29 protein-coding genes are annotated in these 26,393 nt (G+C 38.6%); 8 read left to right on the top strand and 21 right to left on the bottom strand.

Going from position 1 to position 26,393, the window contains the following annotated elements:
- The first annotated feature begins 143 nt into the window (after positions 1–143).
- The 3 genes from IPO46_04890 to IPO46_04880 are packed head-to-tail and all read left to right on the top strand — an operon-like array spanning position 144 to position 1,968.
- Complete coding sequence (locus IPO46_04890) at positions 144–1,022, top strand: nucleoside phosphorylase (GenBank protein ID QQS63922.1); 879 nt, start codon at positions 144–146, stop codon at positions 1,020–1,022.
- A gap of 27 nt (positions 1,023–1,049) precedes the next feature.
- On the top strand, positions 1,050–1,577 hold the full coding sequence (locus IPO46_04885; GenBank protein QQS63921.1) for a shikimate kinase: 528 nt from the start codon (positions 1,050–1,052) through the stop codon (positions 1,575–1,577).
- On the top strand, positions 1,570–1,968 hold the full coding sequence (locus tag IPO46_04880) for a DUF423 domain-containing protein (GenBank protein ID QQS63920.1): 399 nt from the start codon (positions 1,570–1,572) through the stop codon (positions 1,966–1,968). Before IPO46_04885 ends, IPO46_04880 begins: the two co-directional genes overlap by 8 nt.
- Here IPO46_04880 and IPO46_04875 read toward each other — a convergent pair.
- The 6 genes from IPO46_04875 to IPO46_04850 form a co-directional block, all read right to left on the bottom strand.
- Positions 1,965–2,384, bottom strand: a complete 420-nt coding sequence (locus IPO46_04875; GenBank protein ID QQS63919.1) for a sulfite exporter TauE/SafE family protein — start codon at positions 2,382–2,384, stop codon at positions 1,965–1,967. The two genes, IPO46_04880 and IPO46_04875, sit on opposite strands and share 4 nt — an antisense overlap.
- 8 nt (positions 2,385–2,392) lie before the next feature.
- On the bottom strand, positions 2,393–2,947 hold the full coding sequence (locus IPO46_04870) for an inorganic diphosphatase (GenBank protein QQS63918.1): 555 nt from the start codon (positions 2,945–2,947) through the stop codon (positions 2,393–2,395).
- A 6-nt stretch (positions 2,948–2,953) separates the two neighbouring features.
- Positions 2,954–3,322, bottom strand: coding sequence for a fluoride efflux transporter CrcB (gene crcB / locus IPO46_04865; GenBank protein QQS63917.1), 369 nt, complete (start codon positions 3,320–3,322; stop codon positions 2,954–2,956).
- Positions 3,322–3,735 carry a DUF4878 domain-containing protein gene (locus IPO46_04860; GenBank protein ID QQS63916.1) on the bottom strand — a complete coding sequence of 138 codons (414 nt, stop codon included), beginning with the start codon at positions 3,733–3,735 and terminating at the stop codon, positions 3,322–3,324. Before IPO46_04860 ends, crcB begins: the two co-directional genes overlap by 1 nt.
- Positions 3,736–3,863: 128 nt before the next feature.
- Entirely contained in the window at positions 3,864–4,853 is a 990-nt protein-coding gene (locus tag IPO46_04855) for a PhoH family protein (protein ID QQS63915.1), read from the bottom strand.
- A 209-nt stretch (positions 4,854–5,062) separates the two neighbouring features.
- Positions 5,063–7,564 carry a TonB-dependent receptor gene (locus IPO46_04850; protein ID QQS63914.1) on the bottom strand — a complete coding sequence of 834 codons (2,502 nt, stop codon included), beginning with the start codon at positions 7,562–7,564 and terminating at the stop codon, positions 5,063–5,065.
- Positions 7,565–7,674: 110 nt separating this feature from the next.
- On the opposite strand from IPO46_04850, the gene IPO46_04845 reads away from it, so the two are divergent.
- Positions 7,675–8,346: an ABC transporter ATP-binding protein gene (locus tag IPO46_04845; protein ID QQS63913.1), complete on the top strand. Its 672-nt coding sequence runs from the start codon at positions 7,675–7,677 to the stop codon at positions 8,344–8,346.
- Between the two features lie 16 nt (positions 8,347–8,362).
- Here IPO46_04845 and IPO46_04840 read toward each other — a convergent pair whose 3' ends face one another.
- The 7 genes from IPO46_04840 to mutY form a co-directional block, all read right to left on the bottom strand.
- Complete coding sequence (locus tag IPO46_04840; GenBank protein ID QQS64319.1) at positions 8,363–10,390, bottom strand: tungsten formylmethanofuran dehydrogenase; 2,028 nt, start codon at positions 10,388–10,390, stop codon at positions 8,363–8,365.
- A gap of 108 nt (positions 10,391–10,498) precedes the next feature.
- Positions 10,499–11,221 carry a pyridoxine 5'-phosphate synthase gene (locus tag IPO46_04835; protein QQS63912.1) on the bottom strand — a complete coding sequence of 241 codons (723 nt, stop codon included), beginning with the start codon at positions 11,219–11,221 and terminating at the stop codon, positions 10,499–10,501.
- Positions 11,222–11,236: 15 nt separating this feature from the next.
- Positions 11,237–11,881: a TatD family hydrolase gene (locus tag IPO46_04830; GenBank protein ID QQS63911.1), complete on the bottom strand. Its 645-nt coding sequence runs from the start codon at positions 11,879–11,881 to the stop codon at positions 11,237–11,239.
- Positions 11,882–11,932: 51 nt separating this feature from the next.
- Entirely contained in the window at positions 11,933–12,595 is a 663-nt protein-coding gene (locus IPO46_04825; GenBank protein QQS63910.1) for a hypothetical protein, read from the bottom strand.
- Positions 12,596–12,605: 10 nt separating this feature from the next.
- A complete protein-coding gene (gene gldE, locus IPO46_04820; GenBank protein ID QQS63909.1) occupies positions 12,606–13,958 on the bottom strand; it encodes a gliding motility-associated protein GldE in 1,353 nt (450 codons plus the stop codon).
- Between the two features lie 78 nt (positions 13,959–14,036).
- A complete protein-coding gene (ssb, locus tag IPO46_04815) occupies positions 14,037–14,456 on the bottom strand; it encodes a single-stranded DNA-binding protein (protein ID QQS63908.1) in 420 nt (139 codons plus the stop codon).
- 112 nt (positions 14,457–14,568) lie between these two features.
- Positions 14,569–15,642: an A/G-specific adenine glycosylase gene (mutY, locus tag IPO46_04810; protein ID QQS63907.1), complete on the bottom strand. Its 1,074-nt coding sequence runs from the start codon at positions 15,640–15,642 to the stop codon at positions 14,569–14,571.
- Positions 15,643–15,726: 84 nt separating this feature from the next.
- Between mutY and IPO46_04805 the strand changes: the two genes are divergently transcribed.
- The 3 genes from IPO46_04805 (at position 15,727) to IPO46_04795 (ending at position 18,763) form a co-directional block, all read left to right on the top strand.
- On the top strand, positions 15,727–16,050 hold the full coding sequence (locus tag IPO46_04805) for an integration host factor subunit beta (GenBank protein QQS63906.1): 324 nt from the start codon (positions 15,727–15,729) through the stop codon (positions 16,048–16,050).
- A 30-nt stretch (positions 16,051–16,080) separates the two neighbouring features.
- The gene (locus tag IPO46_04800; GenBank protein QQS63905.1) at positions 16,081–16,929 is read left to right on the top strand and encodes a tetratricopeptide repeat protein; all 849 of its coding nucleotides are present in this window, start codon (positions 16,081–16,083) and stop codon (positions 16,927–16,929) included.
- Between the two features lie 286 nt (positions 16,930–17,215).
- A complete protein-coding gene (locus tag IPO46_04795; protein ID QQS63904.1) occupies positions 17,216–18,763 on the top strand; it encodes an Rne/Rng family ribonuclease in 1,548 nt (515 codons plus the stop codon).
- A 15-nt stretch (positions 18,764–18,778) separates the two neighbouring features.
- Here IPO46_04795 and yidD read toward each other — a convergent pair whose 3' ends face one another.
- From yidD to rpmH, 3 genes are all read right to left on the bottom strand, one after another.
- A complete protein-coding gene (gene yidD / locus IPO46_04790) occupies positions 18,779–19,009 on the bottom strand; it encodes a membrane protein insertion efficiency factor YidD (GenBank protein QQS63903.1) in 231 nt (76 codons plus the stop codon).
- Entirely contained in the window at positions 18,996–19,394 is a 399-nt protein-coding gene (rnpA, locus tag IPO46_04785) for a ribonuclease P protein component (GenBank protein QQS63902.1), read from the bottom strand. The genes yidD and rnpA overlap by 14 nt, the downstream gene beginning before the upstream one ends.
- A 65-nt stretch (positions 19,395–19,459) precedes the next feature.
- Entirely contained in the window at positions 19,460–19,627 is a 168-nt protein-coding gene (gene rpmH / locus IPO46_04780) for a 50S ribosomal protein L34 (GenBank protein QQS63901.1), read from the bottom strand.
- Between the two features lie 321 nt (positions 19,628–19,948).
- Here rpmH and IPO46_04775 point away from each other — a divergent pair, with 321 nt between their 5' ends.
- On the top strand, positions 19,949–20,344 hold the full coding sequence (locus tag IPO46_04775; protein ID QQS63900.1) for a DUF2541 family protein: 396 nt from the start codon (positions 19,949–19,951) through the stop codon (positions 20,342–20,344).
- 263 nt (positions 20,345–20,607) lie between these two features.
- Here IPO46_04775 and murI read toward each other — a convergent pair whose 3' ends face one another.
- From murI to IPO46_04750, 5 genes are all read right to left on the bottom strand, one after another.
- Positions 20,608–21,435 carry a glutamate racemase gene (gene murI, locus IPO46_04770; GenBank protein QQS63899.1) on the bottom strand — a complete coding sequence of 276 codons (828 nt, stop codon included), beginning with the start codon at positions 21,433–21,435 and terminating at the stop codon, positions 20,608–20,610.
- Positions 21,436–21,493: 58 nt separating this feature from the next.
- Positions 21,494–22,018, bottom strand: coding sequence for an OmpH family outer membrane protein (locus IPO46_04765; protein ID QQS63898.1), 525 nt, complete (start codon positions 22,016–22,018; stop codon positions 21,494–21,496).
- 85 nt (positions 22,019–22,103) lie between these two features.
- Entirely contained in the window at positions 22,104–22,616 is a 513-nt protein-coding gene (locus IPO46_04760) for an OmpH family outer membrane protein (GenBank protein ID QQS63897.1), read from the bottom strand.
- Between the two features lie 75 nt (positions 22,617–22,691).
- Complete coding sequence (locus tag IPO46_04755) at positions 22,692–25,403, bottom strand: BamA/TamA family outer membrane protein (GenBank protein ID QQS63896.1); 2,712 nt, start codon at positions 25,401–25,403, stop codon at positions 22,692–22,694.
- Between the two features lie 86 nt (positions 25,404–25,489).
- Positions 25,490–26,248, bottom strand: coding sequence for an isoprenyl transferase (locus tag IPO46_04750; protein ID QQS63895.1), 759 nt, complete (start codon positions 26,246–26,248; stop codon positions 25,490–25,492).
- Between the last annotated feature and the right edge of the window lie 145 nt (positions 26,249–26,393).

Below are 26,393 nucleotides of genomic sequence, written 5' to 3'. Positions count from 1 at the left end.
CAAATTTAAAGAAACTCGCTTATAATTTAGAATATTCTTTATTTTTAAGGAACAGCAATAAATATTTTTGATTTATTGCTTTCAAAACCTGGTGCCTGGTTGATTCTTTTTTTTGATTTGTACCTTACCATAATAATTTATATATGAACAAAATTCCCGAATCGGAACTGATATTGGACAAGCGTGGCGCCATTTATCACCTGGGCGTAAGGCCGGATGAACTGGCCGATACAGTGATTGTTGTAGGCGACCCCGACCGTGTGCCCATTGTAAGTAAATACTTTGATACAATTGAACACCGGCTGCAACACCGGGAATTTATTACACATACCGGACACTTAGGAACAAAGCGCATTACAGTAACGAGCGCCGGAATTGGCCCGGATAATATAGATATTGTAATGAATGAACTGGATGCACTGGTGAATATAGATTTTACAAACAGGACCATAAAACCGCAATTACGTTCTTTAAGTATTTTTCGCTTTGGCACCTGCGGTTCTTTACAGGCCCATATTCCTGTAGATAGTTTTGTAGCCGGAAGCCATGGGCTGGGCTTTGACAATGTAATGCATTATTATAACGAACAATGTACAAAAGAAGAAACCCAAATGATTGATGCGTTTATTGCCCACACAGGCCTTAAAGGAAATGTTACGCCTTATATTTTTACAGGAAGCAATGAATTGCTGCAACATTTTTCTAAAGGCTTTTACCAGGGTATTACCGTAGGTTGCCCCGGTTTTTATGGCCCGCAAGGCAGGGTTTTAAGGCTTGGTCTTGCTTATCCGGGATTAATTGAAAAATTAACCGATTTTCGGTTTGAAAATACTTTCATTTCTAATTTTGAAATGGAAACCTCGGCAATTTATGGTCTGGGTAGGGCGCTAAGGCACAGGTGCCTGAGCTTAAATGTAATTGTGGCCAACAGGGTTTTAAAACAATTTTCAAAAGATGGCGCAGCTGCTGTAGAAAACCTGATTAAGGCATCGCTGGAGGTTATAGCTGCACATAATTTATAACAAGCTACAAGCTATGAAAAAATTAAAATGAAAAAAAAGATTTACATCATTGGTTTTATGGGTACAGGCAAATCTTATTGGGGAAAAGTATGGGCAAAAAAACACCAAATGCCTTTTATGGATTTGGATTCCCTGATAGAGGAAAAGGAAAATGGAAAAGTACTCGACATTTTTGAACAAAAAGGGGAGGAGTTTTTCCGTGAGGTTGAGGCCGATTGCCTGCGTTCTACATTACCTTTTGATAACAGCATTATTGCCTGCGGCGGCGGAGCGCCCTGTTCCCATAATAGTATGGAATGGATGAACGAAAACGGGCTAACCATACTGCTTGAAGCAACGCCTGCCGAAGTTTTTGAAAATATTAAAAAAGAAACCCGTTCCCGGCCTTTGTTAAAAGATAAAAACGAAGGAGAAATTATTTTCTTTATTGAAAAACTGATGAACGAAAGGAAAAGTTTTTATGACCAGGCACAAATAAAAATGCCAGTTAAAAACCTCACAGCGAAAAGCCTGGATATTATTTTACAACCCAATTTAGATACACATCATGCATAAAGGGATAATTAAAACAGCGGCTCTTTTGGGTGCGGTAAGCGTTGCCCTTGGTGCATTTGGGGCGCATGGCTTAAAAAAAATGCTGGATCTGCAGGGGTTAGCCGTATTTGAAACTGCAGTGCGATACCAGTTTTACCATGTATTTTCATTGCTGGCCGTGGGTATTTTATATAAAGAGTTTGCTACTCAGGTTTTATTAAATGCAGCCAGGTTTTTTATTATGGGCATCATATTATTTTGCGGCTCATTATATCTTGTAACTTTTTTTAAGGCACAGCAAATCGAAGGTTTAAATTGGGTGGGCGCTATTACCCCTTTTGGTGGCGTTGCATTTATTATTGGCTGGGTAATGATTTTTTTTTCATTACTGGCACCGGGGAAAAAAAATTAAACTGGTTTTTCTGTAACACTGTTTATTTTTACCGAAGCAGTTTTTTGCTTATCGAAAAAAAACATTTTAATACTGATGAGCAGCAATAAAACGGCAAAAACTTTTTTAACCGTTTCCTGCGGAAGTGCTAATGCAATTTTACTGCCCAGGTAGCCGCCAACTACAAAACTGCAGGCTACAATGCCAACAGTTTTCATGTCAATGTACCCTTGTTTATAAAATTGTATTACCGCCAAAATACCTACGGGCAATAATAATATACCCAGTGAGGTTCCCTGTGCTTTGAGTTGCGAAAAACCTAAAAAGAACACCAGTGCAGGAACAATAATTATGCCGCCGCCAATACCTACAATTCCACTTAGCATTCCGGCAACAATGCCAATACAAAACAGGATGAGTATGGTTTGTGTATCCATGGTATTTATTATTTGGGAGAACCGGAAAATTTATTTTTGTATAAAGTTATTGCTTCTTCAATAATGGTAAAGGCAATTTCCCTGCTTTGAAAATTATCAATATTTACCACTTTGTTTTCCAAAACTTTATATTGTTCAAAATAGTTTTTTAAAACGGCAAAAAAATGCTGGGGAATACTGTCAATATCTTTAATGTGGTTTACCGATGGGTCTTTTGAAGCAACGGCAATAATCTTGTCGTCTTTTTCGCCGCTGTCAATCATTTGCATATTGCCAATAACCGTTGCTTCTACAAGGCAAAGCGGTTGAATGGGCTCGCTGCACATCACCAAAATGTCCAATGGGTCGCCATCGTGGCCAAGCGTTTGTGGAATAAAACCATAGTTTACCGGGTAATGAAATGAAGAATAAATAATACGGTCTAACTTAAGCAGACCTGTTTGCTTGTCAATTTCATGCTTGCATTTACTGCCTTGCGAAATTTCAATAAGTGCATTTACCTCTTGTGGTTGCTTATTGCCATAATGTGCCCCATGCCAGGGATGTAATACATATTGGTTCATTTTTTTTTATTTTACCTGTAATAATTTATAACCCAGCCAGCACGCCAGCAGCCCTCCGGCAAGGCTCGATAATGAATAAAGTATAGCGGTCAATATTTTTCCTGATTGCAGGAGCTGGATATTTTCCAGGCTAAAGGTAGAGAATGTGGTATATCCGCCGCAAATACCAGTAACCAAAAATAGCAGTGTAGTTTCTGCTACGGCATTTTGTTTTAAACTTAGCGCATACAATATGCCAATAATAAAACTTCCTGTAATATTGATGATGAGCGTATTTGCCGAAAAAATATTTTTGGAGAAGATGAAATAAATTAAAAACCTTGCTATGGATCCCAGTGCCCCGCCAGCACCTACTATAAGCAAATTTTTAAGCATTAATTTAATGGGGTGTTTTCGGAAGTAATGTATTTAAAGTCAATTTTCCACTCATTATGGTACCAAACCACTTTTATTTCCATGGGCTTCTTCATATAATCGTTGCTGTAATTGATTATTGTAGTAGAGTCGTTAGCATCCTGGTATTTATTAATGGTGTACGAAGCTTTTTTGTAATGTATTTTTTTGTCCTGTGATAACCGGTCATAATAAGTTTTATATGAGCTGAACATTTGTACATTTTGCGAATCTTTCAGAAGCAAATTTTCCGCATCTTTAAAATCCCCGTCAAGACTGGCTCTTATAAAAGCCCTTCCGGCATCCAGGGCAGTTTCGGGTTTTTGCATTTCTTTTTGTTTACATTGGGTAAATGAAAAAGAAAGGGTACAAGCAATAAAAATATTTTTTATCATGTTTTTTTAAATAATAATTAAAGGTAAATATCTTTTACATAGGGTAAATAAAAAAGCGGCTAAAAAGCCGCCTTAATTTGTTAGTGTTTAGGTGAGTCATTGGGTGTAGCCTGAAATCGTTTTAGGTATTACTGTTTGGTTTCTCTTTCTTGTTTTTTTTCATTTGCTTCATCAAATTGGTTATACGCCCTGATGATGCGCTTTACGAGGCGGTGCCTTACTACATCTTCTTCATTGAGTTCAATATGGGCAATACCGTCTATATTTTTTAAAATTTTTGAGGCTTTAAACAAACCGCTGTATTGGTTTTTAGGCAAATCAATTTGTGAAGGATCGCCGGTAATAATGGCTTTTGCATTTGGTCCAATACGGGTTAGGAACATTTTAATTTGAAGGTCGTTGGTGTTTTGGGCTTCATCCAAAATTATAAAGGCATTGTCCAGCGTACGGCCACGCATGTAGGCAAGCGGCGCAATTTCAATGGTACGTGTACTCATGTAATAGCCCAATTTATCTGCAGGTATCATATCATCCAGGGCATCATATAAAGGCCGTAGGTATGGGTCAATTTTTTCTTTAAGGTCGCCGGGTAAAAAACCAAGGCTTTCGCCGGCTTCTACGGCAGGCCTTGTGAGGATAATTTTTTTAACCTGTTTATTTTTTAATGCCCTTACTGCCAGGGCAACGGCGGTATATGTTTTACCGGTACCTGCAGGACCAATGGCAAATACAATATCATTTTTATCGCAGGCTTCTACCATCATTTTTTGGTTTGATGTCCTTGCCCTTACTGTTTTTCCATTTGGCCCAAATACAAGCACATCATTAATGTTACGGTCCATAAAATTATCAATGGCCCGTTCATCATCACCTCCGAGTATTTGCTCAAAATAATTTTCGCTCATGTGCCCGTTTCTTTGGAGATACTGAATGAGTAAATCAATTTTTTCTCTGGCTTGCTCAATTTGTTCCGGTGAGCCGCTAAGCTTTATTTGCGTTCCCCGGCTAAGAATTTTCAATAACGGAAATTTTTTCTTAAGGATATCGAGTTTGCCATTGTTAACGCCAAAAAATTCAATGGGGTTAACAGTTTCAAGGTTAATGATCGTTTCTGTCAAAGTTGCTCAATTTTACCTGCATGCATTTAGCGAAGTTGCAGCGGCAGGGTGGGTTAATTAAAATTGTGTAAGGTGTTTTTAATTATTGCTCGTTTCAAATTTATGATTTGAAATTTTAGAATAACTAAATAATTTATTAACATCCGTTATAATAACGTGGAAAAGTTACGGGTTATTGCAAAAAAAGTGTATTAATGAAAAGATAAAAATCAAAACTTAACCAGCAATTTAAGATTTAACAATCTTGGTGTGAGCCTGTTGGGCATGGCATAGGTGCTGTTGGAAAAATCTTTTATTAATTGATAAGAAATAGTATTCGCCCTGTCTATTAAATTAAATACTTCAAGGCTGGCCCATATATTTTCAAACCCACGAAATGGGCTATGGCTGCGCCTCAAATTTTTTTCGCTGAGTAATAATGCGCTAAAGCCAATGTCAATACGCATATAGGGTTCAATAATTAACCCATTTCGGTAACGTACGCTTCCTGGTATATTGTAACTCATATTGCTGCCATACAATAAATTTAGGTGCACCCTGAAATTTTTATTGGTGGTTAAATAATCTTCAAGATATAAGCCTGCGGTTATGAGCCTGTCTGTAGGCCTGCGTAGCCAGCCCACATTATTTTTAACACTGTCGGTTATTACCTGGTCTTCGGTTTTTGGGCCAATGGTTTCGCCGGCAGCATTTTTATATTCATAATAATAATCGTTGTCAATATCTTCCTGGCTTCTCATAAAACCAATACTCAGCCAGCTTTCGGCATCCTGTACCAATTCTCCAAACAAGCGGAACTCAATGCCGGTTGCATAAGCTTTTGCATTATTGTTTCCTGCATAGCGAATTTTTACATTGTCCACATCATACACATCCACATCTTTCATTTGCTTATAATAAGCTTCTGCCGTTATACGGAAAGGCCTTGATGCAATACCTTTAAAATTATAATCCCAGCCGGCAACTAACTGTATGCTTTTTTGTGATTGTACATTTGTATTTAAGGTGCCATCATATTTCCTGAGCTCCCTGTAAAATGGCGGCTGATTATAAACGCCTGCAGCAAGTTTAAACACCATGTCTTTTTTCCAGCCGGGTTTTAAGCTTAGCTGCATACGTGGGCTTATTAAATTTTCTTTGTTCAGGTTATTGAAGTTAAACCTTATTCCCGCCTGCAAACTGATGTCGGCATTTTTTAATTGAAAATGCATATTATCCTGCACATAACCATTAAAGCGGTTAATATTTAGGTTTGCACTACTGTTCCAGTTGCTGAACAAGGTCATTATTCCCGGGGTATAAGGCAGGGAATAACCTGCAGAATCCCTGAACTGCCATTGCTTTAATACATCATTAATTTTAGATTGTTCATAACTGAATCCCCATTGAAAAAAATGGTTATCTATATCCCAGCTTCCCTTATGCGAAAAATTCCAAAGTTCAATATTCAATTTGTTGCGGGCATAATCCTGATAATAGCCCGAGCCTAATGGGTTAACAATTTGCCCGAAAGAGTTGCTGGCTTTATCAAAATCTCTTTCGCCAAAAAGATAGGCGCCGGCAATGTCAAAATTTTCATTTTCATCATCTTTAAAACGGCTGGCCATCCATTTTAATTTAATTGCTTTATTTGGGTTTTGAATAATAGAAATGCCCAAAAGGGAAGAAGTGTATTTATCTTTTTCCTGCCCTTCAAAAAACACATCGAGGCCAATATTGGATGTGTAAAATGGAGAAAATACAGATGCGGTTTTTTGAACAGATTCGGGGTAAAAAGTAAACCTTGATGATGAGAAAATGCCCAAAACTTCTGCCTGCCATCTTTCAGTAAATTTATAGGTTACCAATGCCTGTGCATCGGATGCAGAAGGGATATAAGCGCCCTGTGTAGGCTGGTTGCTTAATAAACTTTGGTTGCTTTTGTTGCGAACACCGGCCAGGTAAGAAAATTTTTTGTTTGCAGATGAACCCTCGGTATAAGCGCCCTGCTCCAGCAGACTTACATAAACACTGCCTGCAAATTTTGCCGGTTTTTTATAGTGAATATCCAGTACACTGCTCATTTTATCGCCATATTTTGCCTGGAAACCGCCTGTATAAAAAGATACATTTCTTGCCAGAGAAGGATTGATAAGGCTTAAGCCTTCTTGTTGCCCGCTACTTACCAGGTATGGGCGGTACACTTCAAAATCGTTGATGTATACCAGGTTTTCATCGTAGCTACCGCCACGTACATTATATTGCGAAGTAAGTTCATTGTTGCTGCCTACCAGCGTTTTTATCAAGGCTTCTACTCCTCCTGTTGTGCTGGGAAGTGTTAAGGCATTTCTTGGGTTTATTTTTATTAGCCCGGCTTCGGTGCGCTGGCGTTCATCTTTTACGGTTACTTCATCAAGCAACTTACCGCTCTTTAATAGTTTAATAGTTATGGTTTCATTTTCCCCAGGGCTCAAAAAGAAATTTTTTTGTACCGATATATAACTGGTATGGCTGAAAACGAGGGCAAATGTTTTTGCGGATGGCACACTAATGGTAAATGACCCATCTTCTTTTGCGGGTACACCTTTGGTTTTTCCCAATATCAATACCGATACATTGCTGATACCATTTTCGTTTTCATCAATAATACGGCCGCTTATCGTAGCATTTTTGTTTTGGGCAAAAAGAAAAAATGTTTGGAATAAAAAAGCACAAACCGTAAGCAGTCTCATTGGATGAAGATAAACATTATTTATAAAATTTTTTCAACCTCCAAAGGGTAAAAATAAGGGCTGTTTTTATACTGCTGCAAATATTGCTTTTTTATTATTATTTTCGGTGGGTGTTAACGGCAAAAAATATAGAAAAATTTTACGGTAGCCTTCATGTGCTTAAGGGTGCAAGTATCCAGGTAAATAAAGGCGAAATTGTGTGTATTGTTGGTTCTTCGGGTGCAGGTAAAAGTACTTTGCTTCATATTTTAGGCACTTTGGATACCCCTGATAAAGGTGAAATTACTTTAGCCGGTAACCGTACGGATAAATTATCGGGTAATGCACTTTCTGCATATCGCAACCGGCATATAGGTTTTATTTTCCAGTTTCATCACCTGTTGCCGGAGTTTACAGCTTTGGAAAATGTGTGCATCCCTGCCTGGATTTGCGGTGCCAATAAAAAAGATACGATTGAAAGGGCAACACAGCTTTTAACCCATTTGGGGTTGCAGGACAGGCTAAAGAACAAGCCCAATGAATTGAGTGGCGGGGAACAGCAACGGGTAGCAGTATGCCGTGCATTAATTAACAAGCCCGATATTATTATGGCCGATGAACCCACCGGCAACCTGGATAGCGCAAATGCCCGTGAATTGCATCATTTATTTATTAAACTGAGCAGGGAATACCAGCAAACCTTTTTAATTGTAACCCACAACGAAGATTTAGCTAAAATGAGCGACAGGATCGTACACATGAAAGACGGTAAAATATCGGATAATAATTTTGAACTAACCTAACCTAAATATTAAGGCTTCAGTATTTCAACAAATCTTTTATTTTTTCAGTTACCTTTTCTGCATTGGGAAGCATGGCATTTTCTAAAATCAAATTCATGGGTACAGCAGGCAGGTTTAAAGCGCCTAATACCTCAACCGGTGCATCTAATTGTTGAAAACATGCTTTGGAAACCCTGCCTGCAAGCGCTTCGGCAAAAGAATTATTTTGTTGTTCTTCGGTAAGTATAAGGCATTTGCCATGTTTTTTTACCCGGGTAAATACCAGCTCTTCATCCAAAGGAAAAAGGGTACGCAAATCAATAACTTCAATAGATTGATTGAAATTTTTAGCTGCTACCCTGGCCCAAAAAACACCCATGCCATATGTAATGATACAACAGCTTTCGCCATTTGCTATTTTTTCTTCGGCGGCAGTTAACGCAATATTGGCTTTGCCCAATGGCACGATGTAATCACGGGAAGGTTCTATTTGCATGGCTTCCTCTGTGCCGGCAACTTTGCTCCAATACAGGCCTTTATGCTCAAGCATTACAACCGGGTTTGGGTCGTAAAATGCAGCCTTTAATAAACCTTTCATATCGGCTGCATTGCTGGGGTAAACCACTTTAATTCCTTTAAAAGTAAGCAATGTACTTTCTACACTACCACTGTGATAAGGCCCACCGCCGCCGTAAGCGCCAATAGGCACCCTTATTAAAGTTTGAACCGGAAATTTGCCGCAACTCAAATAACAACTTTTTGAAATTTCGGTAACCAGTTGGTTGAGGCCGGGATAAATATAATCGGCAAACTGCACTTCTACAATGGGCTTTAACCCCACAGCACTCATACCCACAGTGGAACCAATGATATATGCTTCCTGTATAGCAGTATTAAAAACACGGTTATCTCCAAATTGTTCGGCAAGCGTTGCTGCTTCTCTAAATACGCCGCCAAGCCTCCTGCCTACATCCTGCCCATAAAGCAGCGCTTCAGGATGATCTTCCATTATTTCCCTTATAGCAAACAACGCAGCATCTACCATTACAATTTTTTTATTGGCTGCCGGTGAGCGTTCCCCTTTTTCTTCTATAATTGCTGTTTCGGCAAAAATATGTTCTGAAACTGTTGCCGCATCCGGTTCGGGTGAAGCAACTGTTTTTTCAAATGCTTCTTGTACAGATAATTTGGTTCCTTCTTCAATTTTCTCTAACTCTTCGGCATTAATGCCCGATTGAAGCAATTGGTTTTTTAATTTTTCTACAGGGTCGTTGGCAAAATGTTTTTGCAAATCTTCATTGCTGCGATAGGTTTCTTTTCTCACACCGCTGGTATGGTGGCCCAGTAAGGGAACTTTTGCATGCACAAGCCAGGGCTTCCTGTTTTTTCTTACCGCTGCAATGGTTTGCTGCATTACATTAAAGCTCTCTTCAAAATTACTGCCATCTACAGTTACCCTTTCTATTCCTTTAAATCCTTCAATAAATTCAAATGCTGTTGTTGTTCTTGCTTCCGAGCCGGTAACGCTAATTCCCCAATCATTGTCCTGTACCAAATAAATTATGGGCAACTGGTGCAATGCAGCAAATTGAAAAGCTTCACTTACTTCTCCTTCGGTAACAGAGGCATCGCCCAGCGAACAAATAACTACTGGCATTTCTCCTCCCGGTCCTTTTTTTAATAATGTATTATTTGTTTGGGCTAAAAATTTTAATCCCTGTGCAATGCCTGTTGTAGGTATAGCCTGCATACCGGTTGCGCTGCTTTGGTGGATGATGGTTGGCTTGTCTTCTTTTTTATAATTGGGATGGTTGTAATATTCCCTGCCTCCAGTAAAAATATCGTTGCCTTTAGCCAGCAACTGTAGCATTAAAGTAAACGGTTCAAAACCCAGGCCAAGCATTAAGCTTTCATCCCGGTAATAAGGGCTTACATAATCGCAAGGCAATAAATGAAATGCTGTAGCAAGCTGAATGGCTTCGTGGCCACGGCTAGTGCTGTGTACATATTTGCATATTTGCCTGTTGGCTTCATAAGTTTCTGCCATTGCTTTGGCCGTGCACATTAATGTATAAGCACGAAGTAGAGTATCATTTATCAAGCCAAGGTAATTTTAGTTGGGCAAATTTAACCTGTTTTATGTAAGGAAACTTGAAACCATTTTTTATTTACTTTAACTTTTTATAAGCCGTTTATAAAGCTGAACGGTATTTTCTAGACCCAGGTAAATGGCATCGCATATTAATGCATGGCCAATGGAAACCTCCAATAAACCAGGAATATTTTTTGAAAAGTATTTTAGGTTTTGTAAATCCAAATCATGGCCTGCATTTATGCCCAGCCCGAGTTCGTTGGCTTTTTTTGCAGCGGCAATATAGGGAGCAATGGCAGCTTCTTTTTTGCCTGATGCATATCCTTTGGCATAAGCTTCTGTATATAGTTCTATGCGGTCGGTGCCGGTTTTGGCGGCTGCGGTTACCATTTCCACATTTGGGTCAACAAAAACAGAAACCCTTATACCAGCATTTTTAAAAACGGGGATTATTTCTTGTAAATAGTGCTGCTGTTCAATTGTGTTCCAGCCGTGGTTACTGGTGAGTTGCCCGGTAGCATCTGGTACCAGTGTAACCTGTGTAGGTTTGCTGGCCAAAACCAAGTCTATAAATTTCTGTTCAGTTGGATTGCCTTCAATATTAAACTCGGTAGAAATTATTGGTTTAAGAGCAACAACATCGGCGTATCGGATATGCCTTTCATCGGGTCGTGGATGTACGGTGATGCCATCGGCGCCAAATCTCTGGATATCAGTTGCTGCTTTAATAAGATCTGGGTTATTGTGTCCTCGGCTGTTGCGCAGGGTAGCTAATTTGTTTATGTTTATAGAGAGCTTTGTCATTTTTCAAAATATTTTTTATGGAACAGGAATTTTGAAAACTTTTTTAAAGTTTAATTCTAATTGCAAAATTATTTCGTTTAGGGCCAATGCTTTTATTTCGGCGGCCAGTTGATAAAGCTCTTCCACCGGCACTGCCGCATCATCAGAAAAGAAAAAAATACGGTTAAGGGGCGTTTGTAAAAATACTTCCTGCGTTTTTGTATTTCTTAAATTTTTATTAAATGACAACCAATAACCGGCGGCCAATAATTTTTCAGCCATGGGCCAGGCCGTGTTGCTGGTATAAAAAATAACCGTTTGGGTATTTTGATTTTCCCTGATTAAAAGTATAAGTTCATCTGATGCCAGATCTGCATTTACCAGCAAAGGCTTTTTAAATTTATTGGCTAGTTTCACCTGGGCGCTGAATGCCTGCTGCTGTAGCTGCCAGTTTACTACACAGTTTTTATTTAATCCGCAACCACTAATGGCCAGGGCAAGGTTGCTGGAAAGCGCAGCTTCTAATAAAGTAAAATGTGTGGGCCATACTTCGGTAATATTTTCAGGTAACAGGCCGGCAGAATAATAAGTTTTTGGTAAGGCATCAAAAAAGTTGTGCCGGTGTTGTATAGCAAATGTGTTACCGTTTATTTTTTGATTGCTATGGATATTAATAATCACAATGCTGAATTTTTGCCCTTTGCCATAAAAAATAAAAAAGCCATAGCTACATTATTTTATCTCTTTCCAGCGAAAGGTATTTATAAGATGTTCCATATCTTTTTGCAAAAATTCCTGAACCGGTTTTAAAGAATCTGCATTGGGTGTGCTGCTAAAATACAATGCACCTCTAATGAAATTTTTTACTGAATCCGTCAAAAAAAACTGTTTGGCCGTAGCCGCATTGCCCCCTACTTTAAAAAATACTCCGGTTACCCCATTTTTGGTTAAAAATAAACTATCGGTAATAGAAGATGCAACTACCTCATTTTTGCTGGTGAGGGTAAAAGCATCATTTACCAGCTTATCGAATTGGTTTGTACCAAGCGAATCTTTATATTTTCCTTCGCCTATTGGTATTTTATAAAGTGCTTTGCCGCCAATTTGTTTATAACTTAAAAATATCCTGGCGTTAAAAACAGGAAAATCAATGTTGCGCCAAAAAGGGTTTTCGGGGTTGCTGTCAAAGTATGCGGTGTCCTGTACAATTTTGCTGTAAACTGGGTACTCAAAGCTATAAGGCAAAGCAGGATCGTCGAATAATTGATATTGGTGCTGTGGTAAATCTATTTTATAATACCCTCTTTTTTTTGATGTATAGGTTTCATTGCATGCTTGTAAGTACAGTGTCCAAAAAATGACAAATAGTAGAAGGGTAAAGTTGTTTTTTTTCATAGCTATTATCTTATTCTACTTCTTTTTTACGAATGGTAATTTGAACTTTATCGATCCTGTTTTTGCTGATTGAAAGCGGGATAAAGGTAAAATCACCTGCAGTGAATTTTTGGTTAACTGCTGGAAATTCCCCGGCAATTTCCAGCACCAGCCCGGCTACCGAATCGCTGTCGCCCCTAATTGTATCAAAAGTATCGGGTGCAAGTCCCATGGATTTGCAGGCATCATTAATCATCTTTCTACCTTCAAAAATGTAATTAAAGTCATCAATTTTTTTATTTATACTTTCAATATCGTCAAACTCATCATTAATATCGCCAATAATTTCTTCCATAATATCTTCAAGCGTTACAATGCCCGAAGTGCCACCAAATTCATCTACCACTATAGCAAAATGCACCCTTTTGCTGCGAAATTCCTGCAGCAGGTCTTCAATAAATTTTTGCTCATGTACAAAATAGGGTGTACGCATTAAATCCTGCCATACAAAATCCTGCGGTTCATTTAAGTGTGGTAGCAAATCTTTAGTATGGATCATGCCGGATATTTCATCCAAATTATTTTTATATACCGGCAGGCGGGAATAATGTAATTCTTCCACTTTCAATTTTACTTCTTCAAAACTGCAGCTATAAGAAATGCCGCTTACATCCATTCGGGTACGCATTATTTGTTTTACCGAGGTATTGCCAAATTTGTAAATGCCTTTTAATATTTGTTTTTCTTTACTAGTGGCTTCATGTTCTGGCAGCAGGTCAATGGCATAATCAATATTGGTTTCATCCATTTTGGCATCCGATTCAGGGGACATTTTTTTTTCTATCCTATCATTCAACCTTACCAGTTTTTTACTCAAGCCATAAAAAAGGCTATTGAAAATTTCAATGATTAAGGAGGATGTGCTGGCAAACCATACTTTGTGGTGCGATGCCCAAACTTTAGGGATCACTTCTGCAAAAAGCACAATAAACAGGGTAACTAAAAATAACTTGCTTGTAAAAACCAGCCATCCGGGCCATTGGTAACCGCCTCTATCGTTTACAGGCAGCCAGTTGTCTACCAGCATATTGGCAATTAAAATAAAAGCAATATTTACCAGGGCATTGGAAATGAGCATACCTGCCAGCAGGGTTTTAGGCTGCTCCAAAAGGTTTACAATACGGCGATAGGAAGGTTGTTGACGGGTTTTTAAAATATTAATATCTTTATTGGTAAGGGAAAAAAAAGCTATTTCGCTTCCTGCGGTAATAAATGATAGAAAAAGCAACAGCACTGCAGCAAAGATGAGTACAGTTACCGCAGCTGTATTTAAAGCCAGGAAATAAATTTGGGGGAAAGCTATAACTGCCGAATGATAATCCAAATCAACTTTTTTTGGTAAATAATAATACTTTAATAAAGCAGGTTTTTAATGTTGCGTATAGGTTTACGATTCACAATATTAAAATGGGAGCCTTTCATCATTGCCTTCGATAGCCGGAGGAGGCAACTCTTCACCATGAGTTGCATCATGTACATCTCCGCCATCACTTCTTTTATCCAGCATTATCAGGTTGTCGCCAACTATTTCGGTAGCAAATTTTTTGTTGCCTTCTTTATCTTCCCAGCTACGGGTTTTTAAGCGCCCTTCTATATATACCAGGCTGCCCCTGTGCAAATATTTTTGTGCCAGATCTGCAAGCCCACGCCATAACACCACGGTATGCCATTCTGTTTGTGATATTAATTTGCCACTCCTGTCTTTATATGTTTCTGTTGTTGCCAAAGAAAATTTTGCCACGGCAATATTGCCTTCCAGGATTTGTATATCCGGGTCTTTTCCTAAATTGCCTATTAACATTACCCTGTTTACCCCTCTCATAATTTATTTTTTTTATTGCGTATCTTTTTCCAGAAATATTGAACTTAAAGATACGGCATATTTATAATAATTATTATCGGCCCTGGCTGCAATTGCTTAAATTTTAACCGCTTTACAGCTTTTTTATAGTATTAAGGTACTTATTTATAAAACCGGTAAATGCTTTGTTTTTAATATCTTCTTTAAGTACCCACTTATAACCTTCGGGTGAAATTTTTTTAGTAAGTATTATATGCATAAACCTGCCCGAAATTTGCTGATGGGTTAAGCGCTGCGAAATTTCTTTAGATAAATGTAACAAGCTGAAATTTTCCTCCGTAAATTTTTTTATTTGTTTATGGGCTAAAAACTGTTTTTTAGAGAGATTATCGGAAGTTTCAATTAATATAAATTCATATAAATTTTGCCAAATATCCTTTGCATCCCTTTTTCGTATAAGCCAACTATTTTTATATTCTGCAAGCAGGTAATGCATCCATCTTTTTTTAATAGTAATTTTCTTTTCTTTTTTTGGCAGTAAACTAGTTTGGTTGTGCTTAAAAGCAAAGCAATTGGCTTGTAAGATACACTCATTACAAAGTGGTTGCCGGGGTTTGCAAATAGTTGCGCCAAAATCCATCATGGCCTGGTTGAATTTACCCGGCTGCTTTTTATCGAGTAATTCATTTGCCAGAGTTGCAATTGTTTTTTTCCCTTTGGTGCTATCAATAGCAATGGTAATCCCAAAACAGCGGGCTAAAATCCTGTTTACATTTCCATCAACCACCGCATAAGGTTGGTTATAGGCAAACGAAACAATGGCAGCAGCCGTATAGGTACCCACTCCTTTTAGTGCAAGTACATCATTATATTTTTGAGGAAACATGCCGCCGTTTTCAGTAATTATCCTTGCAGTAGCCAGTAAATTTTTGCAGCGAGAATAATAACCGAGGCCTTCCCAAAGTTTGTAAACTTCTTCATCTTTGGCCTTTGCCAAATGCATTACTGTAGGGTATTTGGTTACAAAGCGGTTGTAATAGGCCAAGCCTTGCAGCACCCTTGTTTGTTGCAGTATTATTTCGCTTAACCATATTTTATAGGGGTCTTTTTCCCCTTTCCAGGGCATTGGCCGCTTGTTGTGCTTTTTATGCCACTCCACAATTTTTTGGCTGAAATATTGTTTATTCGGTTTATTATTGACAAGCATATTCACAGGAAATCAACTGATAATCAAGTTATTTTTTGTTTTTATAGTAAATTTTCTTAATTTCAATACTCCAAATTTAGTTTTATGCGAAAAGCAGATCTCATTGGCAAAATTTCTGAGAAAACCGGTATTCCCAAAGTGGATGTACTGGTTACATTAGAAACCATGTTTAAAGAAGTGAAAGCCACCCTCGCTAATGGTGAAAACCTTTACATACGTGGGTTTGGCAGTTTCATCATTAAAAAGAGAGCTGCTAAAATAGGAAGAAATATCAAAAAAAATATTGCAGTGTCCATTCCCGAACACTTTATTCCTGCTTTTAAACCGGCAAAGGAATTTGTGCAGGAAGTTAAAACTTCTCCTAATATTAAAGAAGCTCCACCTGTAAAAGAAGAAGGCGAGGATTAAAGCTTAACTTTGCCAAAATTTAATTTTTTAGTGAAAAAACAAGTTTTAGTAGCTGCGGTTGCTATGGCATTAGTGGCTTTTTTATTTATTGCAGGCAAAACAAGTATCGGCAAAAAGAATACGGATACAGGAGCAAAAAAAGCAAAACAAACATTTAACATTCAATTAGTTATTAAAGATTTAGCCGCCAAATTAGATCCTCAAAAAATTGAATATCTCGCCAAATTGGAAAATAGTGTAAAGCGGGGAGATGTAAAAACACAGCAAATTGAAGCTTTTGAACAATTGGCCAATTTTTGGAAAGACAGCGTTTCGGCTTTTGAACCCTATGCATTTTATATTTCCGAAGCTGCCCAGTTGGATAATTCAGAAAAAAAGCTCACCTTTGCTGCCCAATTATTTTTAGGGCGCCTAAGGCAGGAGCACGATACAGAAAAGTTGGGATGGCAAACACAACAGGCAATTCTACTGTTTAATAAGGCGTTACAACTTAATCCTGCAAATGCAGATTTAAAAATTGGTTTAGGAAGCGCTTATGTATTTGGCAGCCAGTCTGGCGATGCTCAACAAACCATGCAGGGCATACAGCAGTTGCTGAGCGTAGTGAGGGAAGACAGTAACAATATGAAAGCTCAATTTGTACTGGGTGTGGGAAGTGCGGTTTCGGGCCAATACAATAAAGCCATTGAACGGTTTACAAAAGTGGTAACTGCTGAACCCACTAACGTAGAAGCCATTGCCTTTTTAGCAGATACCTATGCTGCAACAGGTAATAAAAATGAAGCGGTTAAATGGTATAATGTAAGTAAAAAACTGGTTAATAACAGTTCTTACAGCAAAGAGGTAGATAAGCGCATAGAATTGCTGAATACCCGGTAAAAGTTTAAAGTATAAATGAACTAACATAATTAAAATTATTTTTTAACTGATTTAAAAGAATTGACATGCCTTGCGGTAAAAAAAGAAAACGTCATAAGATTGCTACTCATAAACGTAAAAAGCGTTTGAGAAAAAATCGTCATAAGAAAAGGTAATTTACCTTTACCCGGTTTCCGGCTCTGTCTTCCGGAAATTACTTACGTGTACATACCAGCTATGTTATTATTCATAGTTGTATGTTGTGCCTGTTTGCTTTTTGGTGATGTTAATTCACAAAAAATTTTCGTTGACCAAGGAACTTATTATTAATACCGCTCCCCAGGGCGTTGAAATTGCCCTGCTGGAGGATAAAAAGCTGGTAGAGTTGCATACCGAAAAAGCGGATGCCAACTTTGCCGTGGGTGATTTATATCTAGGTAAAGTAAAAAAACTTATTCCCGGGCTTAATGCTGCATTTATTGATGTAGGCTTTGAAAAAGATGCCTTTCTCCATTATACCGACCTGAGCCCTTATGTTAGGTCTATTCTCAAATTTACCCATCAGGCTATAAACGATAAATCCGAAAAAGGTTTTGACTTTTCGGAATTTAAAGTAGAACCGGAAATTATTAAAACCGGTAAAATTACCGAAGTACTTAATGGTAAGCCCAATATACTGGTGCAAATTTTAAAAGAACCAATAGCTGCAAAAGGCCCAAGGTTAAGTTGCGAACTGAGCCTGCCAGGAAGATTTGTAGTAGTAACGCCATTTAATGATATTGTGGCCGTAAGCAGAAAAATACATAGCTCCGATGAGCGCAAAAGGCTGCAAAAAATTATTGAAGCCATTAAGCCCAAAAACCTGGGTGTAATTGTTCGTACTGCTGCCGAAGGCAAACATACCGCCGAATTACACGAAGATTTGCTGGCGCTTGTAGATACCTGGAAGTCTATTCAGCAAAACCTTAAGGCTGCAGTACCTCCTGCAAAAATTTTGAAAGAGCAAGGCAAAACCACCAGTATTTTGCGTGACCTTTTAAACGAAGATTTTAACCGCATTGTAGTAAATGATAAAGGTATTTTTACCGATACTAAAGCCTACATACAAAAAATTGCACCACATAAAGCCGATATTGTTTCTTACTTTAATAACGAATCTCCCATATTCGACAATTTTGGTATTACCAAGCAGGTAAAAGCCGCATTTGGCAAAACCGTAAACCTGCCAAGCGGCGCTTATATTATAATTGAGCATACCGAAGCCCTGCATGTAATAGATGTAAACAGCGGTTATAAAAGCGTAAGCAATAACCAGGAGCAAAATGCGCTGGAAACAAACCTAGAGGCTGCTGAAGAAATTGCACGGCAAATGAGGCTGCGTGACCTTGGCGGAATTATTATTGTGGACTTTATAGACATGAAGCTGCCCGATAATAAAAAGAAACTGGCCGATGCCATGGACCAGTTTATGAAAGTAGACAGGGCAAAACATGCCGTATTGCCCATTACCAAGTTTGGATTGATGCAAATTACCAGGCAGCGCATGAAGCCCGAAATGAACATTAACACCAGTGAAGTATGCCCAAGCTGCGATGGTACCGGTAAAATTTCCAGCACACTCATACTGGAAGATGAAATTTTTAAAAACCTCAATTACCTCATAATGCAGCGCCACAAAGGATTAACCGTAGTGGTGCACCCAATTATTTATACTTATCTCACTGCCGGTTTCCCCAGCCGCAGGTTAAAATGGAGCTGGCGCTTTAAACAAAAAATAAAAATTAAAGCCAACTCTGCCAACCAGCTTACCGAGTTTAAGTTTTTTGATGATAGTGACGAAGAAATAAAATTGTAAGCCAAAAATTTTCCATTAAGGAACAGGATCGTAGCCATGGCTTCCCCAGGGATGGCATTTACTTACCCTTTTAATGGTAAGCCAAAAGCCTTTAACTGGCCCGTATTTTTTTAGCGCTTCAATGCCATATTGCGAGCAGGTAGGCGTAAAGCGGCACTTGGGCCCAAGCCAGGGAGAAATAATCCACTGATATAATTTTATAATGGCTATAAAAGGCGCTATGAGTATGGCTTTAAGCAGGGTCACCTATATATTTTTTTAGTTTGCTGATACTGATAATGGTTTTTTCTGCGAGGGTACTATAATCCGGTATTTCATTACCCACATACACAATAAAAACATAAAGGGTTTTATTGTGGGCAACGGTTTGCTCCTGCAATTGATTTTTATGTAACCTCCAGGCTTCCCTCATTTTTCTTTTAATTTTATTGCGGTCTACAGCTTTTTTAAAATGCCTCGTTGGCACAGCAATGCCGGCCTGCAATACCGGTTCTTTTGCATCTCCTGCATGCCAGTGAATTTTTAAAGGAAAAGCCATAAATGATTTTCCTTTTTGAAAAACCTGCTCAATTAGCTTGCGGCTTTTCAATTTATTTACCTTGCGGTAAAAATATCTTGGAGTTGTAACCATAAAATTAAAGCCCCTGCAAAAATACAGGGGCTGGTATTATTTTCATTCAACAAGGGAATGATGCTTTATTTTTTGGAACCATGCTCACTGCTTACGGTGAGTTTATGGCGGCCTTTTGCCCTGCGGCTTGCCAATACTTTACGGCCATTGGCGGTTTGCATACGCTTGCGAAAACCATGTACGGTTTTACGGCGGCGTTTATGGGGTTGGTAGGTTCTTTTTTTACCCGGCATGTTGTTTAAATTTTCCTTTTACAAAATATTGTTGCATTTCTCAAAACAGGGCACCATCCCCGTTTTTTGTGAAAGGACGGCAAAGGTAGGGGAAAATGGCTAATTTTTCGAAATTTTGGGCAATAAATAAGCTTTTAAAATACTGCAATTGCCGGGTTTTGGCAGATTTATTAACCATTTTATGGGCTATTGTTCTTAAAAACAAGTAGGGCAAACTAAAAATGTTCCCTTTTTGAATAAAAATCCATCCAGTGTTTTAAACCTCTTCAACCTCAATAAGTCAAAAAACCAAACATTTATTTTTTAAAGAAATCAAGTATTATGAAATCAAAATTTTCAATTTTAGTATGCAGCCTGCTCTTGGGCATTGCTGCGGTATCTATGTCGTTTAATGCAAACGGATGGAGAAATTTAGGCAGCAAAACCGTTAATTATCGCTTAGATAAAGATGTGCTTGATGTGCAACTGAGGGACGGTACTTTTCAACAATTAAAATTTTTGGTACGTGCTGGCGCCTTAAATATGCATAAAGTAATTGTGCATTTTGAAAATGGAGGCCAGCAGGAAATTGAGTTGCGCCAAAATTTTGGCCCCAGGAGTTCCAGCCGGGTAATTGATCTTAAAGGCAATAACCGAATTATTGAAAAAATTACTTTTTGGTACGATACGGTGAACTCATCCAACAGGAAAGCAAAGCTTACCGTATTGGGCAGGTAATAAAACAATTTTCCCTATTGAAAATGAACAGGCTTAAGTAAAAACCCAGGAAAATTTGGATAGATATTGAATTGCACGGGGGCAAAATGCTGTAGCAAGTGCTGCAGCATTTTTATTTTGCTTATTTTCCGGATAAGGAAAAACAAAATTTCAATAAAATAGAAAAGGGCCATGAAAACCCTAAGACCTGGTTTTTGTATAAAATAGCCCTTGTACCTGATGTGCCATTTAGCAAGTTTATTGAATGGGAGTAAAATTATTTGTTACAGCTTTAAATCTGTATGCTTTGCCGCTACCGGCTGCCCGTAAAACAGGGTTGCATGGCTGTCAAAATCTTTAACATCGCCGGTGGTATAAAATTCAAGTTGCTGTTTTTTGCTGCATTGTTGCTCTATTTGCTGCTGGCGTTGCAGATAATTTAGCAAACTTTCGGCTACAATTTTTCCCTGTGAAATGAGTTGTACATTTTTGGGTGTATATTTTAAAATTTGCCCTGCTATTAAAGGATAATGTGTACAGGCCAGTAAAATGGTATCTATTTGATCATCTTTATGCAAAAGGTTTTTTACATTTTTTTCAATGATGTTTTCTGCTTCCGGGCTATGCTGCTCATTGTTTTCTATAATAGGTACCCATAGCGGGCAGGCTTCCTGGGTAACAGATAATTGCGGAAATTTTTTTTGAATTTCTAATATATATGAGCTAGATTCTACCGTGCCTGTGGTACCCATTACACCCACATGGCCGGTTTGAGAAAAGTTGCCAATAACTTCTGCCGTAGGTCTTATTACTCCCAGCACCCTTTTTTGCGACGCAATTTTTGGCAAATCGTTTTGCTGAATTGTTCTTAAAGCTTTGGCCGATGCCGTATTACAGGCCAAAATAACCAGTGGGCAGCCTTTTGCAAAAAACCATTTTACGGCTTCCAGTGTGTATTCATAAACTGTGGCATAACTTTTATTTCCGTAAGGTGCTCGGCTATTGTCGCCCAGGTACAAATAATCGTATTGGGGAAGCAGCGCCGTAATTTCTTTTAATACGGTAAGGCCGCCGTATCCGCTGTCAAAAACAGCAATGGGTTGCTTGTTCATTTGCCAAAAATAACAAAGCTCCCGTAAAAGGAGCTTTGTAAAAAACTATTGTAAATTATTAATTTTTCTTTACCGGTACAGATGCCGTTATTCCCAGTTTTTTCTTAACCAAAGGTAATAAATCATCGCCGGGAGGCGCAATTAATAAAGAGCCTTGTGCATTATCAAATACATAGCCATAGCCGTTTTCTTTTGCTACAGCTTTTATGGCATCCAATGCTTTGTTGCGGATAGGCACAATTTTCTTTTGTGCTTCGGCCTGGTAAAGCTCCTGTGCTTCGTTTTGCCAGCCTTGCACACGCTGGTAAAGTTTAATGAGCTCGTTTCTTTTAATTTCTTTTATAGATGGGGAAAAGGAGGTAGAATCTTTTACAAAAAGGCTGTCTTTTGTATTCAGGTCGTTCATTAAATCCTGGCCCTGTTTGCCCAGATCGGTTTGAAATTGTTTTAATTCTGCATCTGCTTTTGCAGCTTCGGGCATATCGCCCATGAGTTCATCACTATTGATATAACCAATTTTGCTTTGCGCCGAAGCCGAATAAGTTCCTAAAATAATTGCCGCAGCTACGAGTAATTTTTTCATTTTTCTTTTCCTGTTTAGTTATTTATTTAGATTTTAAAAACCGGGCAGGTTTAATTTAATGCCCTTTAAATGCTGTAATTTTTTGTTATTTAATCCCCAAATTTTTCAGTACATCTTCGCTCTTGTCCAATTTTGGGTCGGCAAAGATAACGGTTATTCCTTCACTCTTATCCAATATAAAATCATATTGTTTATCGGTGGCCAGTTTTTGAACGGCATTGTACACCCTGTCCTGTATTGGTTTTACCAATTCCTGTCTTTTTTTAAAAAGGTCGCCGTCAAAGCCAAAGCGTTTGCGCTGTAAATCCCTGAGTTCCTTTTCTTTATTAAAAAGCTCGTCTTCTCTTTTCTTTTTGAGGTTATCGGGCAGCATTACCTGTTCGGCATCAAAATCTTTAAACATTTTATCTAAAGCAGCTTGTTTTTGGTCAAGTTCCTGCTGCCAAAGGGCGCTAAACTGGTCGAGCCGGGTTTGTGCTTCTTTATACTCTGGTATTTTATCTAAGATGTATTTAGAATCAATTACGGCATATCGCTGTGCATGGGCCGAAAAGGCAAATAAACAAATGATGCTTAAAAACGCTGCAATCTTTTTCATTTTTATTCTTTTTTAATTACTACTGTTTGACGTGTTCTTTTAGAAAATTTTTCTAAATTTTTTGCCAATAAATTTTTACTCAGGTTCCTGGCCAAGCATAAAGGTAAATTTAGCTGCTCCTTTTAAACCGCTTGATTGGTTATACCTGTCAAAGCCCACACCATAATCGAAGCCCAGCAAGCCAAACATTGGTAAAAAGAACCTTAAACCTACACCTGCCGACCTGCGCAGCTTAAACGGATTGTAATCTTTAAACTTGTACCAGCCGTTTGCTGCTTCAAAAAAGGCAAGGCCATAAATGGTACTGCTGGCGCTTGTGGTAAATGGATAGCGAAGTTCAACCGTATATTTATTAAAAATGGTAAAATATTCCGATGGCGTAATATCCTCAGGGTTTACTCTTGGGTCGGAATTGCTGTAAATAGGATAGCCACGGTGGGCAATAATATCGTACCCTAAAAATGCCTGAGTATTACTTAAGCCTGCATCGCCTACCTGGAAGCGTTCAAATGGCGCTATTTCCAAATCGGGGTTATACCTGCCAATGAAGCCGTACTTGGCAGCTGTTTTTAAAACAAATTGTTTATTTCTATCTTCTCCACGGGCTTTGCCAATGGGCACATACCATTCTCCGGAAAAACGCCATTTATGAAATTCGGGGAATTTGTATGGGTTTTGTGTTTTAATACCTATTAAAGAATAAGGTAGCGTAAACTGCCCGCTCAATAAAAAGTTGGAGCCGCTGGTAGGAAAAAACGGGTTGGGCCCGGCTGAATTTCTAAGTAAAGATAGTTTTAAGCTAATATTGGTGCTTGTGCCATCTTCAAGCGTTTGCTTGGTTTTAGGATCGGTAAATAAAGGATAATTCCTAAGCTTGTATTGCTGAAAATTTAAAGCATATACCAGGGTAAAAAAGTCATCGGGCCATTGCAATTGCTTGCCTAAGGAAACTCCAAAGCCTAAAGTTTTTACATAAGATGTATCGCCGCAATTGCGGCAATAATTACCAAACTGATCGTAAGTACGGGCAAATTTTGTATTGTAATAACTTACCGAAAAAGAGTTGCGCTTTTTGCCGCCGAGCCAGGGTTCAGTAAAGCTAAAGCTATAGCTGCGGTAAGCCCGGCCGTTGGATTGTACTCTTAGGCTAAGTTTTTGTCCGTCACCTGCCGGCAATGGATCCCAACTTGATTTTTTAGTAATATTCTTAATTGAAAAATTATTAAAGGTTACACCCAGTGTTCCGGTTAAACCAATACCGCCGCCAAAGCCAGCAGAAAGTTCGAGCTGATCGGCAGATTTTTCTTCTACCTGCCAGTTTATATCCACGGTACCTGCATCGGCATTGGGTACAATTTGCGGTACGATTTTTTCGGGGTCTAAAAAGCCTAATTGAGAAAGCTCTCTTTGTGTACGGATAATATCATCACGCCTGTATTTATTTCCCGGTATGGTTCTTAGTTCACGCAAAATTACATAGTCCTTGGTTTTGTTGTTTCCCGAAACGGTAATGCGGTCGTAAGTTGCCTGTGGGCCTTCCCTAAGGCGTATTTCATAATCAATAGTATCGTTGTAAACAGAAATTTCCACAGGGTCGGCCTGAAAAAACAGATAGCCATCATCCTGGTACAGGCTGCCAATGTCGCCACCTTCCATTGAGAGTTCTTTACCTACTCTTTTATTCAAGGTTTCCAGGTTGTAAGGGTCGCCTTTTTTTATGGCAAGCAGCATATTTAATACCGAATCAGAATACTTCGTATTCCCTTTCCAGGTAATGTTGCCAAAATAATATTTATGGCCTTCCTCAAGTTTTATATGTATATCCAGGTTGCCTTTTTGGTTATTGATAATGGTATCGGCAAGTATATTGGCATCCCGATATCCTTGTGCATTATAATAAGCAATGAGTTTTTCTTTATCGTCGCTGTATTTATTTTCATTAAATTTTCCTCCGCCAAGTTTTAAGCGGATGTAGGGATCAATATATTCTTTGGTACGGGTTGGCCTAAGGTAGGCCATTTCTTTAAAATATTGTTTTATGGTGAGCGGCTTATTTACTGCGCCGTATGGGCTGGTAACTTTATCGGGAAAAAGGGTGAAGCGCATCATTTCCTTAGTGCCCTTCATTTGTTTTTTTAGTTTGCCTTCGGCTATGTTTTCGTTGCCCGCAAAATTGAGTGAGTTGATTTTTACTTTTTTGCCTTTGTTGATATAGAAATTGAGCAACACGGCATTACTGATGCCGGTTATTTCCTGCTCCTGCATTTTTACCGTCATGTTGCGGTAGCCTTTTTCGTAATAATGTTTTTCTATTACTTCAAGGGCGCTCAGTTTCATATTTTCGGTGAGCACACGGTCTTTGGCAAGGCCGAGTTTTGGTTCCAGATCGTCTCGTTCACCCTTTTTAATACCTATTAAATTTATCTGTAATAGCCTCGGCCTTTCGGTAAGTTCAATTTCTATATAAAGGTTGCTGCCTTCCAGCCTGGTGAGGTTGATGTACACATTGGAAACCAGGTTTTGTTTCCATAATTTTTCAATAGCTTTTGAAAAAGCGTCGGTACCGGGAACTTTAATTTTATCGCCAATGGCAAGCCCGCTGATAGAAATAATCAAATTGGGATCAAATGCCTTAGTACCTACAACATCTATACCGGAAAGGGTATATTCCCGTGGGTACTTTTGGTGAAATATCTGGCTTAATTCCGTACTGTCATTTTGCGCAAAACCAACTGCGCTGGTAAGGATTAAAAACAATAAAAATACGTTCTGGTAAATCCGGTGCATTAAATTTTTTTTACAGCGGGCAAATTAAGCCCAATAATGAAAACGTTTTGTTAAATGAAAAAGATTAATTTCCCCTCTAAACTGCATTATACCTGGTTTTGGTTGTTTTTTACCTGTTCACCCGTTTTGCCAAACCTGCGTTCCCTGGCCTGGTAGTTTATAATGGCCTCGTAGAGGTTTTCTTTTCTAAAATCGGGCCATAGGGTTGGGGAAAAATAAAGTTCGGCATAAGCCAGTTGATATAATAAAAAATTGCTAATTCTATATTCGCCGCTGGTTCGTATCATGAGTTCGGGGTCGGGAAAATTTTTAGTAGAAAGATATTGCTGCAAAACATCCTGGTCAATCTGCCCCGGCATTAAACGCCCTTCTTTTATTTCAACGGCAATACTTTTTACGGCCTCAATAATTTCCCATCGGCTACTGTAACTTAATGCCATTATTAAATTAAGGCCGCTGTTGTTGCTGGTTTCCTGCAATGCTTCACTCAATTCTTTTTGTGCATGGGCAGGCAACATTTTTATATCCCCAATTACGTTTAACCTTATGTTGTTTTTATTGAGTGTGGGTACTTCTTTACGAATGGTATCTACCAAAAGCGACATAAGGCCGCTTACCTCATCCTGTGGCCTGTCCCAGTTTTCGGTACTAAAGGCATAAAGAGTTAAATACCCGATACCTATTTCAGCTGCGCCTTCTACTACATTCCTTACGCTTTCTACGCCATGAAAATGCCCAAAAAGACGATCTTCGCCTTTTTCTTTTGCCCAGCGGCCATTGCCATCCATAATTATGGCAATATGGCGTGGTAAACGTTGTGTATCAACTTTTTGTAAAAGAGACATATAGCGGTATGCACCCTTTAAAAAGGGAGGGCGCAAAAGTACAGAAAAATGGCCATAGAAGGCCGAAAAACTAAGGGTGTGTTGTGTAATTTTTAAAATAGAGGTTGGTAAACCCCATTGGCAGAAAGAAAGACTGGGGCTTTGT

Source organism: Chitinophagaceae bacterium (genome assembly GCA_016699815.1).
Lineage (GTDB): Bacteria > Bacteroidota > Bacteroidia > Chitinophagales > Chitinophagaceae > Ferruginibacter.
This window is presented reverse-complemented; position numbering and strand designations above follow the sequence as displayed.

Bases quoted from the DNA above. Each gene is read 5' to 3' on its own strand.
- IPO46_04890 (QQS63922.1), top strand. From the start codon at position 144: ATGAACAAAATTCCCGAATCGGAACTGATATTGGACAAGCGTGGCGCC.
- IPO46_04885 (QQS63921.1), top strand. From the start codon at position 1,050: ATGAAAAAAAAGATTTACATCATTGGTTTTATGGGTACAGGCAAATCT.
- IPO46_04880 (QQS63920.1), top strand. From the start codon at position 1,570: ATGCATAAAGGGATAATTAAAACAGCGGCTCTTTTGGGTGCGGTAAGC.
- IPO46_04875 (QQS63919.1), bottom strand. From the start codon at position 2,384: ATGGATACACAAACCATACTCATCCTGTTTTGTATTGGCATTGTTGCC.
- IPO46_04870 (QQS63918.1), bottom strand. From the start codon at position 2,947: ATGAACCAATATGTATTACATCCCTGGCATGGGGCACATTATGGCAAT.
- crcB (QQS63917.1), bottom strand. From the start codon at position 3,322: ATGCTTAAAAATTTGCTTATAGTAGGTGCTGGCGGGGCACTGGGATCC.
- IPO46_04860 (QQS63916.1), bottom strand. From the start codon at position 3,735: ATGATAAAAAATATTTTTATTGCTTGTACCCTTTCTTTTTCATTTACC.
- IPO46_04850 (QQS63914.1), bottom strand. From the start codon at position 7,564: ATGAGACTGCTTACGGTTTGTGCTTTTTTATTCCAAACATTTTTTCTT.
- IPO46_04840 (QQS64319.1), bottom strand. From the start codon at position 10,390: ATGTGCACGGCCAAAGCAATGGCAGAAACTTATGAAGCCAACAGGCAA.
- IPO46_04835 (QQS63912.1), bottom strand. From the start codon at position 11,221: ATGACAAAGCTCTCTATAAACATAAACAAATTAGCTACCCTGCGCAAC.
- IPO46_04825 (QQS63910.1), bottom strand. From the start codon at position 12,595: ATGAAAAAAAACAACTTTACCCTTCTACTATTTGTCATTTTTTGGACA.
- ssb (QQS63908.1), bottom strand. From the start codon at position 14,456: ATGAGAGGGGTAAACAGGGTAATGTTAATAGGCAATTTAGGAAAAGAC.
- mutY (QQS63907.1), bottom strand. From the start codon at position 15,642: ATGCTTGTCAATAATAAACCGAATAAACAATATTTCAGCCAAAAAATT.
- IPO46_04805 (QQS63906.1), top strand. From the start codon at position 15,727: ATGCGAAAAGCAGATCTCATTGGCAAAATTTCTGAGAAAACCGGTATT.
- rnpA (QQS63902.1), bottom strand. From the start codon at position 19,394: ATGGTTACAACTCCAAGATATTTTTACCGCAAGGTAAATAAATTGAAA.
- rpmH (QQS63901.1), bottom strand. From the start codon at position 19,627: ATGCCGGGTAAAAAAAGAACCTACCAACCCCATAAACGCCGCCGTAAA.
- IPO46_04775 (QQS63900.1), top strand. From the start codon at position 19,949: ATGAAATCAAAATTTTCAATTTTAGTATGCAGCCTGCTCTTGGGCATT.
- murI (QQS63899.1), bottom strand. From the start codon at position 21,435: ATGAACAAGCAACCCATTGCTGTTTTTGACAGCGGATACGGCGGCCTT.
- IPO46_04765 (QQS63898.1), bottom strand. From the start codon at position 22,018: ATGAAAAAATTACTCGTAGCTGCGGCAATTATTTTAGGAACTTATTCG.
- IPO46_04760 (QQS63897.1), bottom strand. From the start codon at position 22,616: ATGAAAAAGATTGCAGCGTTTTTAAGCATCATTTGTTTATTTGCCTTT.
- IPO46_04755 (QQS63896.1), bottom strand. From the start codon at position 25,403: ATGCACCGGATTTACCAGAACGTATTTTTATTGTTTTTAATCCTTACC.
- IPO46_04750 (QQS63895.1), bottom strand. From the start codon at position 26,248: ATGTCTCTTTTACAAAAAGTTGATACACAACGTTTACCACGCCATATT.